Annotated in this window: 14 protein-coding genes; 5 read left to right on the forward strand and 9 right to left on the reverse strand. The window is 69.5% G+C overall.

Going from position 1 to position 17346, the window contains the following annotated elements:
* Nucleotides 1-37: 37 nt before the first annotated feature.
* The 3 genes from BLP95_RS04670 to BLP95_RS04680 are packed head-to-tail and all read right to left on the reverse strand — an operon-like array spanning nucleotide 38 to nucleotide 5156.
* Nucleotides 38-3169: an efflux RND transporter permease subunit gene (locus tag BLP95_RS04670; RefSeq protein ID WP_089677252.1), complete on the reverse strand. Its 3132-nt coding sequence runs from the start codon at nucleotides 3167-3169 to the stop codon at nucleotides 38-40.
* Nucleotides 3166-4503 (reverse strand): efflux RND transporter periplasmic adaptor subunit, encoded by a 1338-nt coding sequence (locus tag BLP95_RS04675; protein WP_245678679.1) that lies wholly within the window; start codon nucleotides 4501-4503, stop codon nucleotides 3166-3168. Before BLP95_RS04675 ends, BLP95_RS04670 begins: the two co-directional genes overlap by 4 nt.
* A 35-nt stretch (nucleotides 4504-4538) precedes the next feature.
* Entirely contained in the window at nucleotides 4539-5156 is a 618-nt protein-coding gene (locus BLP95_RS04680; RefSeq protein ID WP_089677254.1) for a TetR/AcrR family transcriptional regulator, read from the reverse strand.
* A gap of 219 nt (nucleotides 5157-5375) precedes the next feature.
* Between BLP95_RS04680 and BLP95_RS04685 the strand changes: the two genes are divergently transcribed.
* The 4 genes from BLP95_RS04685 (at nucleotide 5376) to BLP95_RS04700 (ending at nucleotide 9394) form a co-directional block, all read left to right on the forward strand.
* Complete coding sequence (locus BLP95_RS04685) at nucleotides 5376-6593, forward strand: trans-sulfuration enzyme family protein (RefSeq protein ID WP_089677255.1); 1218 nt, start codon at nucleotides 5376-5378, stop codon at nucleotides 6591-6593.
* 131 nt (nucleotides 6594-6724) lie between these two features.
* Nucleotides 6725-7720: a ubiquinone anaerobic biosynthesis protein UbiU gene (ubiU, locus tag BLP95_RS04690; RefSeq protein WP_089677256.1), complete on the forward strand. Its 996-nt coding sequence runs from the start codon at nucleotides 6725-6727 to the stop codon at nucleotides 7718-7720.
* 10 nt (nucleotides 7721-7730) lie between these two features.
* Nucleotides 7731-8651: a U32 family peptidase gene (locus BLP95_RS04695; RefSeq protein WP_089677257.1), complete on the forward strand. Its 921-nt coding sequence runs from the start codon at nucleotides 7731-7733 to the stop codon at nucleotides 8649-8651.
* 5 nt (nucleotides 8652-8656) lie between these two features.
* Nucleotides 8657-9394 (forward strand): anaerobic ribonucleoside-triphosphate reductase activating protein, encoded by a 738-nt coding sequence (locus BLP95_RS04700; RefSeq protein WP_089677258.1) that lies wholly within the window; start codon nucleotides 8657-8659, stop codon nucleotides 9392-9394.
* Nucleotides 9395-9475: 81 nt separating this feature from the next.
* Here the strand turns inward: BLP95_RS04700 and BLP95_RS04705 are convergent, their stop codons facing one another.
* From BLP95_RS04705 to trmB, 4 genes are all read right to left on the reverse strand, one after another.
* Complete coding sequence (locus tag BLP95_RS04705; RefSeq protein ID WP_089677259.1) at nucleotides 9476-10228, reverse strand: ribonucleoside-diphosphate reductase; 753 nt, start codon at nucleotides 10226-10228, stop codon at nucleotides 9476-9478.
* Nucleotides 10229-10282: 54 nt separating this feature from the next.
* The gene (locus BLP95_RS04710) at nucleotides 10283-12394 is read right to left on the reverse strand and encodes an adenosylcobalamin-dependent ribonucleoside-diphosphate reductase (protein ID WP_089677260.1); all 2112 of its coding nucleotides are present in this window, start codon (nucleotides 12392-12394) and stop codon (nucleotides 10283-10285) included.
* 37 nt (nucleotides 12395-12431) lie between these two features.
* Complete coding sequence (gene ubiT, locus BLP95_RS04715; RefSeq protein ID WP_245678680.1) at nucleotides 12432-12839, reverse strand: ubiquinone anaerobic biosynthesis accessory factor UbiT; 408 nt, start codon at nucleotides 12837-12839, stop codon at nucleotides 12432-12434.
* 322 nt (nucleotides 12840-13161) lie between these two features.
* Nucleotides 13162-13902 (reverse strand): tRNA (guanosine(46)-N7)-methyltransferase TrmB, encoded by a 741-nt coding sequence (trmB, locus tag BLP95_RS04720; RefSeq protein ID WP_089677262.1) that lies wholly within the window; start codon nucleotides 13900-13902, stop codon nucleotides 13162-13164.
* 111 nt (nucleotides 13903-14013) lie between these two features.
* Here trmB and BLP95_RS04725 point away from each other — a divergent pair, with 111 nt between their 5' ends.
* A complete protein-coding gene (locus BLP95_RS04725) occupies nucleotides 14014-14388 on the forward strand; it encodes a DUF423 domain-containing protein (RefSeq protein WP_089677263.1) in 375 nt (124 codons plus the stop codon).
* A 6-nt stretch (nucleotides 14389-14394) separates the two neighbouring features.
* Here BLP95_RS04725 and BLP95_RS04730 read toward each other — a convergent pair whose 3' ends face one another.
* Both BLP95_RS04730 and BLP95_RS04735 read right to left on the reverse strand, forming a co-directional pair.
* Nucleotides 14395-14811, reverse strand: a complete 417-nt coding sequence (locus tag BLP95_RS04730) for a PaaI family thioesterase (protein WP_089677264.1) — start codon at nucleotides 14809-14811, stop codon at nucleotides 14395-14397.
* A gap of 146 nt (nucleotides 14812-14957) precedes the next feature.
* On the reverse strand, nucleotides 14958-17132 hold the full coding sequence (locus BLP95_RS04735; protein ID WP_089677265.1) for a malate synthase G: 2175 nt from the start codon (nucleotides 17130-17132) through the stop codon (nucleotides 14958-14960).
* Nucleotides 17133-17346 lie beyond the last annotated feature (214 nt).

Raw genomic sequence — 17346 nt, forward strand, 5'->3', positions numbered from 1 at the left:
TGAATACTTCTTAAGGTTAGCCTCGCTGCTTCCGCCGTCAAGAGCACGCCGCCCCCGGGGCATCCTTGCCCGGAGGAATCTCCGGGTGGGTGGTCCAGCCCCAGTCGTCGAACAGCACATAGAGTGCCGGGATCACCAGCAGCACCAGCAGGGTGGCGCTCAGCAAGCCGAACACCACGGCGATGACCAGCGGCTTGATGGCATCCGCCTGGCTGCTGGTCTCGGCCAGCAGCGGCGCCAGGCCGGCGATGGTGGTGGTAGAGGAGATCAGGATGGCACGCAGACGGTCGCGGCTGGCCTGCCCCGCGGCCGCTACCGCGTCCAGGCCTCGCTCGCGGTGGGTCTTGATGAAGTGGATCAGCAGGATGGCGTTGTTGACCACGATACCGGCCAGCGAGGCGGCACCGATCAGCGAGGGCATCGAGAGGTAGTAGCCCATGATCACGTGCCCCCACAGCGCGCCGATGAAGGCCAACGGGATGGAGAGCATGACGATCAGCGGCTCCACGTAGCTGCGGAACTGGAAGGAGAGGATCACGAAGATCCCCACCAGGCCGATCAGCAGGCCGCGGGCGATGGAACCCCCGGTCTCGGCGGAGCTGGCCACCTGCCCCTCGAAGCTGACCGCCACCTCGGGATGGCGCGCCTCGAACTCGGCCAGCCAGCCGCTGTCGACCAGGTCGTCGACGATGGCCTGACCGCTGGCCTGGCGGGCGTCCACGTTGGCCTCCACGGTGACGGTGCGCCGCCCGTCGATGCGGGTGATGCGCGCCCACTCGCGGCGCTCGGCCACCTCGGTCACCACCGAGAGCGGCACCCGGCTGCCGTCGGGGCGCATCAGGGTCTGGTCGGCCAGGTCATCGAGGCCATCGCGGTCGCCCTCAGTCTGGCGCACCAGCACCTCGATCTCCTGCTCGCCGATGCGCTGGGTGTCGGCGATCTCGCCGAGCAGGGCGGCACGCAGCTGACTCGCCACCTCCTCGGCGGTGAGCCCCAGGCCGTGAGCCCCCGGAGCCAGCGAGTAGGCGCGCTGGGGCTTGCCCAGGCGCTGATCATCCATGACGTTGTAGACCGCCGCATACCCCTCCAGCCGCGTGGCCAGCTCGAGGGCCGCCGCCTTCATGGCCTCGAGGTCCTCGCCGGCGAGGCGCACCTCCACCGGCACCCCGGCGGGGCCGAAGCCGGGCTCCTGTATGATCAGGCGCTGCACGCCCGGGATCTCGCCGATCGCCTCCCGCCACTCTACGGTCAGGGTGTCCAGCGACACCGTTCGCCGCTCGGCGGTGAGCAGGTCGACGCTGACAGTCGCCACGTGGGGCCCCGCCTCCCGGGCGCTGGCGTTGTGGTTGAAGCGCACCTGGATCGCCTCCACCAGCGCCGCGCCCTCCGGCTGCCCGGGGGAGTGGCGTTCATCGAGCTGGCGCATCGCCGCCTCGATGCGCCCGGCAACCGCTTCGGTGCGCTCAAGCGGCGTCCCCTGGGGCATCAGCAGGCGCGCCTCCAGCATGTCGCCCTCGATGTCGGGCATCGCCTCGCTGCCGAGGTGGCCGCCGGCCAGAAAGCCGAAGGAGGCCAGCATCACGGCCAGCACCGCCCCCAGCACCGCATGGCGGAGACGAATCGCCCTGTCGGCCAGGCGGCCCACCCCCTCGCGGAAGCGCTCGAAGCCACGGTCGAAGGCATCGCGAAAACGCGACTCATGGTCCTGCTGCAGATGCTTCACGCTGCCCTTGAGGTGGTGAGGCAGAATCCAGAACGCCTCGATCAGGCTCGCCGTCAGGGCGGCCACCAGCACCACCGGCAACACCTCCAGCACCGCGCCCAGTTCGCCGGCCAGGAAGGAGAGCGGCACGAACACCGAGGCGGTGGTCAGGAAGGACGACAGCACCCCGGGCAGCACCTGGCGGGTACCGGTCACCACGGCCTCCAGCGGCGTGGTGCCCTCTCCGGCATGGGCGGCGATGTTGTCGGTGATCACGATGGCATCGTCCATGACGATACCGATGGCCATCAGCAGGGCCACCAGCGTGATCATGTTCATCGAAAGCCCGGTCAGGGCCATGACGGCAAAGGCCCCCATGAAGGCCGCGGGCAACCCCAGCACCGCCCACAGCGCCAGGCGCGGGCGGAAGAACAGGCTCATCACCAGTACCACCAGCGCCAGCCCCATGATGCCGTTGGCCACCAGCATCTGCAGGCGATCGCGGACGATGCTGGTCATGTCCTGGGTCACGCTCAGCGAGACCCAGTCGTCGAAGCGGCGCCGCTCCGCCGCGATCAGCCCCTCGAGGCGCTCCTTTACCGTCAGAGCGTCGTCGCGCAGGCTCTTGCTCACTTCCAGTACCAGCGCCGGTTCGCCGTTGAAGCGAATCTTCTCCTCCTCGCGTTCGCCGGCTTCGGTCAGGGTGGCGATGTCGCCCAGAGTCAGCTCGCCGCCGGCCGGGTCGGAGACCACCACCAGCCGCTCAAGCTCGGCCAGCGAGCGGCGCTGGTCGGTGAAGCGCAGCAGGAGTTCGCGCTCGGGGGTCTCCAGGGTGCCCAGCGGCAGGTCCAGGCTCTGGGCCGAGATCCGCCGCGCCAACTCGCGGGCCGAGAGCCCATGCTGGGCGAGCACCTCGCCGGGCACCTCCACCTGCCACTGGCGCTGGGACATGCCCTGGATCGCCACCTCCGCCACGCCGGGCAGCGCCATGATCCGCTCCTCCAGGCGCAGGGCGTACTCTTCGAGCTGGCGCCTCGGCATGTCCGCGGAGACCGCCACCGCCGCCACCGCGTCGCTGCGGTGCAGCTCGCGCACCACCGGCGGATCCGCCCGGGCAGGAAACTCGGTTATGGCAGAGACCTCTGTGTCGAGCTCGCTCATGAAGCGCAGGGGGGCGCCGCCGGCCGCCATGGTAGCGGTGGCGCTGGCCAGGTTGTCCTGGGCCACGCAGGCGAACTCGTCGAGGAACTCCACCCCCTTCACCGCCTCGTGCAGGCGCCGGCACACGGCATCCTCCACGTCGGCGGCACTGGCGCCGCGATAGACCACCTCGATGCTCGCCTCCACCGGACGGTAGTCGGGGAAGGTCTCGCGCTTGAGCGACGGGGCGGAGAAGAACCCGGCGGCCAGCAGCAGGAGAAGCAGCAGGTTGGCGGCGGTGGGGTGAGCGGCGAACCAGCGGATCATGGCTGGGCCTGCTCGGCGATACTCGCCTCCAGGGCCTCGTCACGACGCGGGTCGAGGGCCATGCCGACGATCGCCGCGGGCAGGTCATCCACCACCACCCGCTCACCGGGCTCGAGCCCCGCCTCGATCACCGCCAGGTCCCTCTGGGTGAAGGCCACGCTCACTTCGCGCCGCGCGAGGCGCTGCTCGGCATCCACCCGCCACACCTCGCCCTGATGCACGGCGCTGGCCGGAATCGCCAACCGTGGCTGCGGGCTCGCCGCGGTCAGCCGCGTACGCACGTACATGTCGCGCTGAAGAGGCGGACGATCCGGTGGGCGCGCGTCGCGATAGGGGTGATCGACCCGCACCACCGCACGCACCGTGCGGGTAGTCGGATCCAGCCCGCTGGCCACACGTACCAGCTCTCCGGTCCAGCCCACGCCCTCGGCGCCGACCAGGGAGAGCTCGGCCGTTACCGCGGAGAAGTCCAGCCGCTCCGCCAGGTCCAGCCCCTCGGTCAGGTCCAGTGCCTCGCCGAGGGGCGCCTCCGGCATGACCGCGGCCAGCAGCTGACGCATCATGGCGATGGGGATATGCGCCTCCACCTCCGCGGCGGCCAGGCTCTCCGCCAGGAACAACCGCTGCCCACTGGCCACGAACTGGTGCATTTCCACCGAGACTTCGCCCAGGCGCAGGTCGTAGGGCGCCTCGAAGCGGGTATCGTCGAGGTCCACGTGGGCCTGGGCCAAGCGCACCGCGGCACGCTCGCGCTGCGCCTCGAGCACCTCGCGCCGCGCCGGCAGCAGCGCCAGGCTGTTCTCCAGCGAGGCGACCGCCTGGCGCTGGCCTAGGGTATTGCGGCGCTGCTCGTCGCGCCGCGAGCCGGAGACCGAGCCGCTGGCCGCCAGGCGCTCGATGCGCGACAGCTCCTGCTCGGCCAGGGCGAGCGCCTGCTGTTCCAACCCCAACAGGCGACGGGTGTTCTTCTCCTCCGCCTCGATCTGGGCCAGCTCGCCGGCAAGGCTCGCCAGCTCTGCCTCGGCCTCGGCGATGGCCAGCTCATAACGGCTGGGATCCAGGGCCAGCAGCAGGGTACCTTTGGGCAGCAGGGTGCCGCTCTCCAGATCCGGGTGACGCTCGACCACGCGCCCCGCCACGTTGGCCACCGCCTGCCAGGTCTCGGCGGGGCGAGCCACGCCATGGCCACGCGCCTCCAGGCGGAAGGCGAGCGGTCGCACCTCGATGACCCGCACTGGGGTGGCGGAGGCCCTCGCCTCCTGACGCTCGGGGGCCTGGCGGTTGGCTACGAAGAGCACCAGCAGCGCCGCGCCGACGGCGATGCCAATGAGCACTGCCAGTCCTCGCCCCAATCGCCGAACCCAGGGCTTCATGCCTTCCCCCCCGCATCCGCGCTGATGCCGTACTGATAGAGATCGAAGGCCGCCGGTGCTCGATCAACGATGCCCGCCACGTCATCGGCAATCAGCGCCTGAATCACCAGCCCCTGGACGCAGCCGATGAACTGGGTCGCCGCCGCGTCCAGGTCGAGCCCGGGACGCAGCTGCCCCCGACGCCCGGCCTCCTCGAGCAGGCCAAGCAGGCGACGCCGATAGCGCTCCAGCAGCTCGCGCACCAAGCGGCTGGCGGCGGTGGGCCGCGGGTGCTGCAGCTGGCCCATCAGCAGCCGCGGCACCCCCGGATGCTCGGCGATGAAGGCCACGTGGGCCAGAAACATCGCCTCAAGCGCTTCCAGGGGGGCCTCGCTGCCCTCGGCGGCGGCTCCCACCCGCACCATCACCCGCTCGGCGACCCAGGCCACCGTCGCCTCCCAGATCGCCTCCTTGCTGGCGAAGTGGCGAAACAGCGCTCCCTGGGTGACCCCCATGCGTCGGGCGATACGCCCGGTGGTCAGGGTGGCGGGCTCCTCTCGGCCGCAGAGCTCGATGACGGCCTCCACGGTGCGCTCCCGGCGCTCGTCGGCGGGGAGATGCTGACGCTGGGACATGCTCGAGCCTCTAAAGATAGTAATTGCTCACTATCTTAGGCGTGAACCCGCCTTCCTGCCAGGCGTGATGGCTATACCTCTGACCACGATCAAGTTAGCCGAGAAAGCGACTGAATATACGAACTACAAGCAGCCGGATGAAAAAATAAGCTATTGAAAACAAATGAATAGATTGCAAAAAGAGGCTAGCGTGAAGGAAAGTCCGTTCGGAGGTCCACCATGTCCCAATCGCCACACTTCGGTCCCGCCACTCGTGCCATCCATGGCCAGCGGCAGCGGGACACCTTCGGCAGCCCGCATATGCCGATCTACGACACCACCACCTTCGCCTTCCCGGATACCGCCACCCTGCTGGAGGTGACCGAGGGGCGGCGACAGGCTCCCCTCTACACCCGATACGGCCACAACCCAACGCTCTTCGCCCTGGAGGAGACCCTGGCGGCACTGGAGGAGGCCGAAGCGGCCTGGGCCTTCTCGTCCGGCATGGGCGCCATCAGCACCCTGTTCCTCGCGCACGGTCGCCGGGGTATCGCCTGCCTGGGGGAGGTCTATGGGGGCACCCTGAGCCTGCTCGAACAGCAGCTGCCGGCACTGGGTATCGAGACCCACCTGCTCGAGGGGTATAAGCCCGAGCCACTGGAGCGGCTGCTGGCCTCCGGTGTGGGGCTGGTCTATCTGGAGACGCCGACCAATCCGACGCTGCGCCTGATCGACATCGCGGCGGTGGCCGATCAGGCCCATCGCCACGGTGCTCTGGTGGCGGTGGACGGCACCTTCGCCACGCCGATCAACCAGCGGCCGCTGGCGCTGGGCGCCGACCTGGTGGTCCACAGCGCGACCAAGTATCTGGGCGGGCACAGCGACCTCACCGCCGGCGCCGTGATGGGGAGTGCCGAGATGCTGGCGCCGCTGTGGCACTGGCGCCAGAACCTCGGCACGGCGCTGTCGCCCCAGGCGGCATCGCTGCTGTCGCGCAGCCTGCGCACCCTGCCGCTGCGCATGCAGCGCCATAACGCCTCGGCCCAAGCCATCGCCGAGTCACTGCGGGGACACCCCGCCATCGAGCGGGTTCTTTACCCCGGCCTGGATTCACACCCCGGTCATGCCCTGGCACAGCGCCAGATGAGCGGCTTCGGCGGCATGCTGACCCTCGAACTGGCCGGCGGTCGAGAGGCGGCGGCCAGGGTGGCCGACCGCTTATCCCTCTTCGCCCTGGCACCCAGCCTCGGCGGCGTCGAGAGCCTGGTCTCACAGCCCTGCGCCACATCCCATGCCGACCTGACGCCGGAGGAGCGGGCACGACGCGGCATCGGCGACGGCATGCTGCGGCTGTCGGTAGGCCTGGAGGAGGTCGAGGACCTGCTCGCGGACCTGCATCAGGCGCTGGATGCAAAGGAGGCCGGCCGCCGAGGGGCCTCTGGCACCCCACCGCCATGAACCGGTTGGGCAAGCACTCCCTTGCCAGGAGCCGCCTGCGGCGAGGATTCCGGCCCGCCATGACCCGAGTCAAAAGGCCGCGAAGGGTAGTCGACTAGCATGGTCGGGATTCCCACCACAGGAGGCTCACCATGGAGCTCGTCTGCCCCGCCGGCAACCTGCCCGCCCTGAAGCGTGCCGTGGATGAAGGGGCCGATGCCGTCTACTTCGGCTTCCAGAATACGACCAACGCCCGCCAGTTCGCCGGGCTCAACTTCACCGACAAGCGTGCCCGGGAGGGCATCGACTACGCCCATGCCCGCGGCAAGCGGGTGTTCTGCGCCATCAACACCTACCCGCAGCCGGATGGCTGGGCGATGTGGACCCGCGCCGTGGACCAGGCCGCGGATCTCGGCGTCGATGCCCTGATCATGGCCGACATGGGGCTGCTCGACTACGCCGCCCGCCGCCACCCGGACCTCACCCGCCACCTCTCGGTGCAGGGCTCGGCCACCAGCCATGAGGCGCTGCGCTTCTACCACGACCAGTTCGGCATCAGGCGCGCCGTGCTGCCGCGCGTGCTCTCCATCACCCAGGTGCGTGACCTGGCCAGGCAGAGCCCGGTGGAGCTCGAGGTCTTCGCCTTCGGAAGCCTGTGCATCATGGCCGAGGGGCGCTGCTACCTGTCGTCCTATCTCACCGGCGAGTCGCCCAACACCCGTGGCGTCTGCTCGCCAGCGGCCCATGTGCGCTGGGAGGAGACCCCGAAGGGCCTGGAGTCGCGCCTCAACGGCGTGCTGATCGACCGCTACGGCGAGGGCGAGAACGCCGGCTACCCCACCCTGTGCAAGGGGCGCTTCGAGGTGGGCGGCGAGACCTACCACGCCATCGAGGAGCCCACCAGCCTCAACACCCTGGAGCTCTTGCCGGAGCTCCAGGAGCTCGGCATCGCGGCGGTCAAGATCGAGGGCCGCCAGCGCAGCCCGGCCTATGTGTCGAAGGTCGCCGGCATCTGGCGCCAGGCCCTGGATCGCCTGGCGCGCGCGCCGGGACGCTTCCAACCCGAGCCCGCCTGGATGACCGGCCTCGGCGAGGTCTCCGAAGGCAGCACCACCACCCTGGGCGCCTACGAGCGCCGCTGGAAATAGGAGAGCCCCCATGTCCGCATCCCCCACACTCCAGCTGTCGCTCGGCCCGGTGCTCTTCTACTGGACCCGCGAGCGCTACGCCGACTTCTACCGCGAGGCCGCCGACTGGCCGGTGGAGATCGTCCATCTGGGCGAGTCGGTGTGCTCGCGGCGGCGGGACATGAAGCTCGATGACTGGCTGGGTATCGGCCGCGAGCTGACCCAGAGCGGCAAGCAGGTGGTGCTGTCTAGCCAGACCCTGATCGAGTCCGAGGCCGACCTGCGCGACCTGCGCAAGCTCTGCGACAACGGCGAGTTCCTGGTGGAGGCCAACGACCAGAGCGCCCTGCAGCGCCTGTCGGCGGCGGGCCGCCCCTTCGTGGCCGGTGCCGCGCTCAACCTCTACAACCCGGCCACGCTCTCGGTGCTGACCCGGGCCGGCATGCGGCGCTGGCAGGCGCCGGTGGAGATGTCGAAGGACGACCTGGCCCGGCTGCTTGAGGACTGCCGCGAGCAGGGAATCGAGGCGCCCTGCGAGGTGTTCGCCTACGGCCACCTGCCGCTCGCCTGGTCATCGCGCTGCTTCACCGCACGGCGCTACCAGAAGCCCAAGGATCGCTGCCAGTTCGTCTGCCAGAAGCACCCGGAGGGGCTGGCCCTTCGCTCCCAGGAAGACCAGCAGGTGTTCACCCTGAACGGCATCCAGACCCTCTCCGGCGCCTGCCAGGACCTGCGCCACGAGGTGCGCGACATGGCCGGGATGGGTGTCGGTGTGGCGCGCCTCAGCCCTCGCCACGAGGGCATGGCGGAGGTGGTCGCGGCCTTCGATGCCGCCCGCCGCGGCGAGCTGCCCGCCCCCGACCCGCTCAGCCTGGTCGACGTCGAGATCTGCGACGGCTACTGGCACGGCCGCCCCGGCATGGACCACAGCCGGGCCGCCGGCCTGGGGTGAGCGCCATGGTGATCCCCCTGGTGCCCGAGCCGGCGACGATCCGCCTGCCCATCGCCGGCTTCGACGCCCGGGACGACCACGCCTTCCCGGGGCGCCGGGCGGCGGTGGTCTACCTGCAGGGCTGTCCGCTGGCCTGCGGCTACTGCGAGACGGCGAGCAGCATGGGGCCGGCGCGGCGCGCTGTTCCAGGCGAATGGCAGGCCATCGAGGGACTGCTGGCCACCCGGCTGGATGAGCTCGACGCCGTGGTATTCAGCGGTGGCGAGCCCACCCTGCACCCCGACCTGCCGGCCGCCGCCGACGCCTGCCGCGCCCTGGGCCTGGCGGTGGGGCTGCACACCGCCGGCCCCTATCCGGAGCGCCTGGAACGCCTGCTGCCGCGGCTCGACTGGGTGGCCCTGGACACCAAGGGCCGCGGCGCCGACTTCGACCGCATCGGCGGGCGCCCCGGCATCTGGCGCCAGCACGCCCTGAGCCTCTCGCTGCTGCTGGAGGCCGGGGTGCCCTTCGAGTGCCGCACCACCCTGCACTGGCGCGACCTCACCCTCGAGGACTTGGAGCGGCTGGCCATGACCCTGGCCGACTGCGGGGTGCGCCGCTACGCCATCCAGCTCGCCCGCCTGGAGCGCTGCCTGGATCCAGCCTATCGCGACGCCGTCGAGGACGCCCCGCCCCGGGAGGCGCTGGAGACCCTGATCCGCCGGCTTCGCCCTCACTTCACCGCCGTCGAGCTGCGCGGCTGAGCCCCCGAACGCCATCGCCCCGGGCCACTCACGTGACCCGGGGCGATGCGTTGGCGGCCCTGGCGTGTCAGCGCCTGGTGCTTACCCGCACTTGGACCAGCCGCAGCCGGAGTAGCAGGTGGGGCAGCCATCCATCATGATCAGCTCGCCGTTGCACTCGGGGCAGTGGCCGACCACGGTGGGGCCGTCACCCTTGGCGTGGGCGGCTTCCTCGGCCTTGCGCTCGGCCTGCTCGATCTCCTCGGCGGTGGGCGGCACCCACAGGTGGCCGCTGGCCTGGCGCTGGGCGTAGCGCGCCACCAGCTCCTCCACCGGCACCTGGTTGCCGTCCTGATCCAGGAAGCCGCGGCGGTAGAGGATCTGCTGGATCGACCAGGCGATGGCCGCCACCTCGGAGTCGTGGAACACCGGCTTGCCCCAGCGGTTCATGCCGCAGCGCACCAGGCCCTTGTCCCAGGCCACCTTGCGCAGGTCGGCCACCGCCTGGGTGACGTAGCCGCCGCGGGCGGCCAGCGACAGGCTGCGCATGGTGGCGGTGATCCACTGGTGCTCGCTGGAGAGCTGGCCGGAGGGGAAGAAGAACTCCACCGGGCGCTCGATCACCACCCGCTTGCCGTTGAGCACGCCCTCCACGGGCATGAAGGAGACCAGCAGGTAGACCTTCTTGCGCCCCTCGGCGCCGACGTAGGAGATCTTCTCCGACACGGCCTCCAGGGTGCCCTCGGGGCGCGACGGGATGCGCACCGTGAGCGGGTTCTCCTCGGGCAACGGCGGCTCTTCCACCGCCTTCTTGACGCTGTAGGAAACGATCTTGGAATTGATCTCGACGGCCATCAGGGGCTCCTCCAATAAGTTGTCAGTTGGCGCTCGGCAGCAGACAGGTTCGGCTTACCACTTGCCATAGGTGCCTTCCTTCAGCGCGTCATAGAGGTTCGCCGCGTTGTGCTCTTCGCCGTCGTAGATGACCTTCTCGTCACCCTTGAGCTCCACGCTCTCGCCGTTCTCCAGTTCGAACACGTAGGTGGTGTTCTTGAGGTCGTCCTCGCGCACCAGCACGCCCTGGAAGGCCTCCGGGTTGAAGCGGAAGGTGGTGCAGCCCTTGAGCTTGCTGGCATAGGCGTCCAGGTAGAGGTCCTTGAACTCCTCGAAGGGGAACTCGGTGGGCACGTTCACCGTCTTGGAGATCGCCGAGTCGACCCAGGCCTGGGCGGCGGCCTGCACCGCCACGTGCTGCTTGGGGCTCACCGCATCGGCGGTGATGAAGTAGTCCGGCAGGTCGCTCTCCACGGCATCGGCGGCGATGAAGTGGCGATAGGCCGCCAGCTCGAAGGAGACCACCTCGACCTGCTCCTTGGTCTTCTTGCCCGACTGGATCACGTTACGGAAGTAGCGGTGCGAGAACGACGGCTCGATGCCGTTGGAGGCGTTGTTGCCCAGCGACAGCGAGATGGTGCCGGTGGGCGCGATGGAGCTGTGGTGGGTGAAGCGCGCACCATGCTCGGCGAGCTGTGCGACCAGCTCCGGCTCCACCTCGGCGACCTTCTGCATGTAGCGGCTGTAGCGCGCATGCAGGATGCGGCCCGGCACCTTGTCGCCGATCTCGTAGCCGTCCTTCTTGAGCTCCGGGCGCTCGCGCAGCATCTTCGGGGTGATCTCGTAGTCCTCGGCCAGCGCCGGGGCCATGCCCTTCTCGCGGGAGAGCTCGAGGGCCTGCTTCCAGCCCTCGATGGCCAGGTTGCGGCTCACCTCCTCGGTGAAGGCCAGCGACTCCGGCGAACCGTAGGGGATCTTGAGCATGGTCAGGGTGGAGCCCAGGCCCAGGAAACCCATGCCGTGGCGGCGCTTGGCCTCGATCTCGCGGCGCTGGCCCTCCAGCGGCAGGCCGCTGATCTCCACCACGTTGTCGAGCATGCGGGTGAAGATCGCCACCACCTGGCGGTAGCGCTCCCAGTCGAAGCGCGGCTTCTTGCCGAAGGGGTCGATGACGAAGCGGGTCAGGTTCACCGAGCCCAGCAGGCAGGCGCCCTCGGGGGGCAGCGGCTGCTCGCCGCAGGGGTTGGTGGCGCGGATGTCCTCGCAGAACCAGTTGTTGTTCATCCGGTTGACCTGGTCGATCAGGATGAAGCCCGGCTCGGCGTAGTCGTAGGTGGAGCGCATGATGGTGTCCCACAGCTCGCGGGCCTTGATCACCTCGACGATGCGGCAGGCCACGCGGCCCTCGGCGTCGACGGTGTAGCCCTCCTCCACCACCGGCCAGTCGCGGTAGATCAGCTCGCTCTGCTCGACGTCATCCTTCTCGCCCGGATGCAGCGGGAAGGCCAGCGGCCAGTCGGTGTCGTTCCTGACCGCCTCCATGAACTCGTCGGTGATCAGCAGGCTGAGGTTGAACTGGCGCAGGCGGCCCGCCTCGCGCTTGGCCTCGATGAACTGGCGCACATCGGGGTGGCCGACGTCGAAGGTGCCCATCTGGGCGCCGCGGCGGCCGCCCGCCGAGGCTACCGTGAAGCACATCTTGTCGTAGATATCCATGAACGCCAGCGGGCCGTTGGTGCCGGCACCGGCGCCGAACACGAAGGCGCCCTTGTGGCGCAGGGTGGAGAAGTCGTAGCCGATGCCGCAGCCCGCCTTGAGGGTCATGCCGGCGTCCACCACGGAATCGAGGATATCGTGCATGGAGTCACGGATGGTGCGCGACACCGTGCAGTTGATCAGGCTCACCGCCGGCTTGTAGGCCTCGGCGCCGGCGTTGGACATGATGCGCCCGGCGGGGATGGCACCGTTCTCCAGCGCCCAGCGGAACTTCGGCAGCCATGCGTCGGCCTGCTTGCCTTCCACCGCGGCCAGCGCCCGGGCCACGCGGTCCCAGGTGGCGGCCACGTCCTGGTCCACGGGCTTGCCGTGACGGTCCTTGAGGCGGTACTTGGCGTCCCAGATGTCGCGGGACGGCCCCTGCAGGGGCACCTCGTTGGATGACTTCACTGCCTTGGTGGAAGTGCTCATTCGGATGGCTCCGGAAGAAGTGCGTTAATCGAAAAAGTCAGCTCGTTCGGTTGGCCAGCCGTTCCAGGCGGACCAGCAGTTCGCCGAAGGGGCCCTGGGCCAGCCCCTCCTCGCGACCGTCGAGCAGGTTCTTTACCATCAGCCCCAGTTCGGTGTCGCCCTCGATCAGCAGCCGGCGCTGGAAGAACAGCGCGTCGGGATCCTCGCGGCGGGTGGCCAGGCAGAGGAACTCCCGCCAACCGCCGCGAATGGTGGCCTCGCCGGGCTCGGTGCACACCGCCAGGCGCTCCCCCTCCAGGGTGAGGGTCAGCGCCATGCCGATGTCCTCGATGGCCAGGGTGATGCGGCGCCCCTCCAGGGCGTCGAACTCCCCTTCGGCCAGGGGCTCGGCGAAGGTGCGGTTGAGCAGCGGTTCCACCAGGCGGCGCTTGAGGCCGACCGGCACGCGCGGATCGAGGGCGCGAATCAGGCGGACGGGCGCGGGAGGACGCGGCAGGGACGATAACGGGTCAGGCAACAACGGCAGGGACATGACAGCTCTCCTGAGGGTAACCATGCGGCCAGGGCCGCCGAACCGTTCATCCTAGGGCGGTGCTCCCGGGGCTGCACTGACATGCATCATGCCGGTGCCAGGCCCTGTGTTCACCCGCGGCTCGCCTACCATATATAGTCCATTTCCCGCCGGCAAGCCCCATATCTGGTGCAAGCCGGCGGCGAACATGACCCTTTTTCATTTGACAGCGGAGAGGCCGTGAAGCGGTCGCGATCTAGCCGAGGCGACGGTAGATCAGGTCCCAGACGCCATGGCCGAGCTTCTCGCCGCGGGCCTCGAACTTGGTCAGCGGACGGAACGCCGGGCGCGGCACATAGGGGGTGGTCTCGGGCCCGGCGGTGTTGGCGTAACCGGGGGCGGCATCCATCACCTCGGCCATCCACTCGGCGTAGGCCTCCCAGTCGGTGGCCAGGTGGAAGGTGCCGCCGACCTTGAGCCGCGTGCGCACCAGCTCGACGAAGGCGGGCTGCACGATGCGCCGCTTGTGGTGCTTCTTCTTGGGCCAGGGGTCGGGGAAGAAGAGCTGCACGGTGTCGAGGCTCGCCTCGGGCAGGCACTCCTCGAGCACCCGCAGGGCGTCCTCGCGGTAGACGCGCAGGTTGGTGAGGCCGCGCTTGTCGGCCTCGTCGAGCAGCTTGCCCACGCCGGGGGCATGCACCTCGATGCCGATGAAGTCGGTGTCGGGGTGGGTCTCGGCCTGCTCCACCAGCGAGGCGCCCATGCCGAAGCCGATCTCCACCACCCGCGGGGCCTCGCGGCCGAACAGGGCGGCGAGATCCTGGCGACCGTCGGCCAGGCTCAGCCCCAGGCGCGGCCACACCTCCTCGAGCCCACGGGTCTGGGCCTGGGTCATGCGCCCGGCGCGCAGCACATAGCTCTTGATGCCGCGGCGGTGGAGCGGGGCGTCCGGGCCCTCGGGGCCGGTGGTCTTGTCGTCGTGTCGCGGGTCGGTCATGGCGCGGGGCAACTCTTCTTGGCGTGGATCAACCGGGGGCGCGTATTGTAGCCGCTAAGGCCGGCCCGGGGTACGGTAGCGACCGATTCCCGCCGACATGAGGAGATCGAGATGCAGGACAGGGGATGGTGGCTGGGGGCGGCGCTCTCCGGCGCCGTGGTGGTGATCGCCGGCGCCTTCGGCGCCCACGCCCTGGAGGGGCAACTGGCCCCGAGGCTCGCGGCGGCCTTCGAGACCGGGGTGCGTTACCAGGCGTGGCACACCCTGGCGCTGCTGGCGGTGCTGGCCTGGCGGGCATCGCACCCGCTGGCCGGCCAGCGGCTGGCCATGGCGCTGTGGGCGGCCGGCATGGCGCTCTTCGCAGGCTCGCTCTACGCCATGGCGCTCAGCGGCGCCACGGGGCTGGGGATGGTCACCCCCGTGGGCGGGGTGCTGATGATCGGCGGCTGGCTGGCCCTGGCGGGAGCCATCCTGCGCGCCCGCTGAGACACCTCAGTCGTCGCGGTCGGGCAGGGCGTAGGTGGCGGTGACCAGGGCCACCGGCTCCTCCTGCCCGGCGGAGAACAGCTGCACCTCGCCCACCGCCAGGCGGCGGCCCAGCTTGAGGATGCGGGCGGTGGCGATGATGTCGCGGTCGCCGCGAGGGCGGCGCAGGAAGCGGCAGTGCAGGTCACTGGTGACCGCCATGGGCTCGGGACCGATCTCGCCGAGGATCGCCACGTAGAGGCAGACGTCGGCCAGTCCCATCAGGGTGGGGCCCGAGACGCTGGCGCCGGGGCGCAGGTGCTCGTCGTCGATGGCCAGGCTCATGGTGGCCTTCATATGATCGACGGCCTCGATGGTGCCGAAGCGCTGGGGAAACACCTCGTCGAGGAAGTCCTCGATGGCGGCGGCGGTCATCACGGGCATGGCGGGCCTCCCTGCTGTGGCGTAGGAAAGCCCCACCTTAGCCGACCGGCCCCGACGCCGACAGTGCCCGAAGGTCGAGCCCGCCAACGAAGGCGCCCCCGCGGTATAACCGCGGGGGCGCTCTGCGACGACTTTCGTTGTTTTCCTTACTTCGCCTTGTGCACGGCGCGCCAGTGGTGCAGCAGCGGCTCGGTGTAGCCGGCGGGCTGCACGCGGCCCTTGAAGATCAGGTCGCTGGCGGCCTGGAAGGCGCTGGAGCCCTCGAAGTTCGCACTCATCGGCGTATAAGCGGGGTCATCGGCGTTCTGCTGGTCGACCACCTTGGCCATGCGCTGCAGGGTCTCCTGGACGCGGGCGGCGTCGACCACGCCGTGGTGCAGCCAGTTGGCGATGTGCTGGCTGGAGATCCGCAGTGTGGCACGGTCCTCCATCAGGCCCACGTCATGGATGTCCGGCACCTTGGAGCAGCCCACGCCGTGCTCGACCCAGCGCACCACGTAGCCGAGGATGCCCTGGCAGTTGTTGTCGAGCTCCTGCTGGATCTCTTCATCACTCCAGTCGGCGCTCTCGGCCACCGGCACGGTGAGCAGGTCATCCAGGAGATCCGGCTCGCCCTGCCCTTCCAGCTCGCGCTGGATGGCGGCGACGTCCACCTGGTGGTAGTGCAGGGCGTGCAGGGTGGCGGCGGTGGGCGAGGGCACCCAGGCGGTGTTGGCGCCCGCCTTGGGGTGGCCGATCTTCTGCTCGAGCATGCCGGCCATCAGGTCCGGCATGGCCCACATGCCCTTGCCGATCTGGGCGCGGCCGCGCAGGCCACAGGCCAGGCCGACCTGGACGTTGTTCTTCTCGTAGGCCTGGATCCAGGCGGCGCCCTTCATGTCGCCCTTGCGGATCATCGGGCCCGCCTCCATGGCGGTGTGCATCTCGTCGCCGGTGCGGTCGAGGAAGCCGGTGTTGATGAACACCACCCGCGAGCTCGCCTGGCCGATGCACGCCTTGAGGTTGACCGTGGTGCGCCGCTCCTCGTCCATGATGCCCATCTTGAGGGTATCGCGGTCCATGCCCAGCAGGTCCTCGATGCGGCCGAACAGCTCGTTGGAGAAGGCGACCTCCTTCGGCCCGTGCATCTTGGGCTTGACGATGTAGACCGAGCCCTCGCGGGAGTTGCGCGCCTCGCCCTCGCCCTTCTTCAGGTCATGCAGGGCGATCAGGCTGGTGACGATGCCGTCGAGGATGCCCTCGGGCAGCTCGTTGCCCTCGGCGTCGAGCACCGCCGGGGTGGTCATCAGGTGGCCGACGTTGCGCACGAACATCAGCGAGCGGCCCGGCAGGGTGACGCTGCCGCCGTCGCTGTTCTGCCAGGTGCGGTCGGCGTTGAGGCGACGGGTGAAGGTCTTGCCGCCCTTCTCCACCTCTTCGGTCAGGTCGCCCTTCATCAGGCCCAGCCAGCTGGCGTAGACGCCCACCTTGTCCTCGGCGTCCACCGCGGCCACGGAGTCCTCGCAGTCCATGATGGTGGTCACCGCCGCCTCGACCACCACGTCCTTGACGCCGGCCGGGTCGGTCTTGCCGATCGGGTGGCTCGGGTCGATCTGGATCTCCAGGTGCAGGCCGTGGTTGGCGAGCAGGATCGCCTCGGGGCTCTCGGCGGGGCCGTTGAAGCCCACCAGCTTGCCGGCGTCCTTGAGGCCGGTCTCGCGGCCGCCCTCCAGGGTGACCACCAGGTGGCCGTCACGCAGCGCGTACTTGACGGCGTCGCGGTGGGAGCCGGTGGCCAGCGGCGCGGCGCGGTCCAGCACGCCGCGGGCATAGGCGATGACCTTCTCGCCGCGCTTGGGGTTGAAGCTCTCGCCCTTCTCGGCGCCGTCCTCCTCGGAGATGGCGTCGGTGCCGTAGAGGGCATCGTAGAGGCTGCCCCAACGGGCGTTGGCGGCGTTCAGCGCGTAGCGGGCGTTGTTGACCGGCACCACCAGCTGGGGGCCGGCCTGGACGGCGATCTCGCGATCCACGTTGGCGGTGGTGACCTTCACCGTCTCCGGCGCCTCGGCCAGGTAGCCGATCTCCTCGAGGAAGGCGCGGTAGGCGGGCATGTCGCGCACCGGGCCCGGGTTCTCGCGGTGCCAGGTGTCGAGCTTCTCCTGCAGGCGGTCGCGCTCGGCGAGCAGTTCGCGGTTCCTGGGAGTCAGATCATGGAAGAGGGCATCGACACCGGCCCAGAAGGCCTCGGCCTCGATGCCGGTGCCCGGCAGCGCCTGTTCGGTGATGAAACGGTCCAGCTCGGCGGCCACCTGCAGGCGGTGACGCGTGACACGTTGGGTCATGGTGGATCTCCTCGAACGGGGCAGGCGGCGGGTGCACACCGGACTGCCGACAACAGGGGTTGGGTGACTGCGTGGGGTCAAGTTTGTGGAAAATTGTTCCACATGTAAAGCCGGAACGGACCTGGCGGCACCGGGACTCGACCAAAAGATAAGACGTCCGCCGGGATCCCGCACGCCGAGCATGGTGCCGGGTCGCGCTTGGGGCTAGCATGAG

Origin of the sequence: Halomonas shengliensis (genome assembly GCF_900104135.1) — a bacterium.
Taxonomy (GTDB): Bacteria; Pseudomonadota; Gammaproteobacteria; order Pseudomonadales; family Halomonadaceae; genus Halomonas; species Halomonas shengliensis.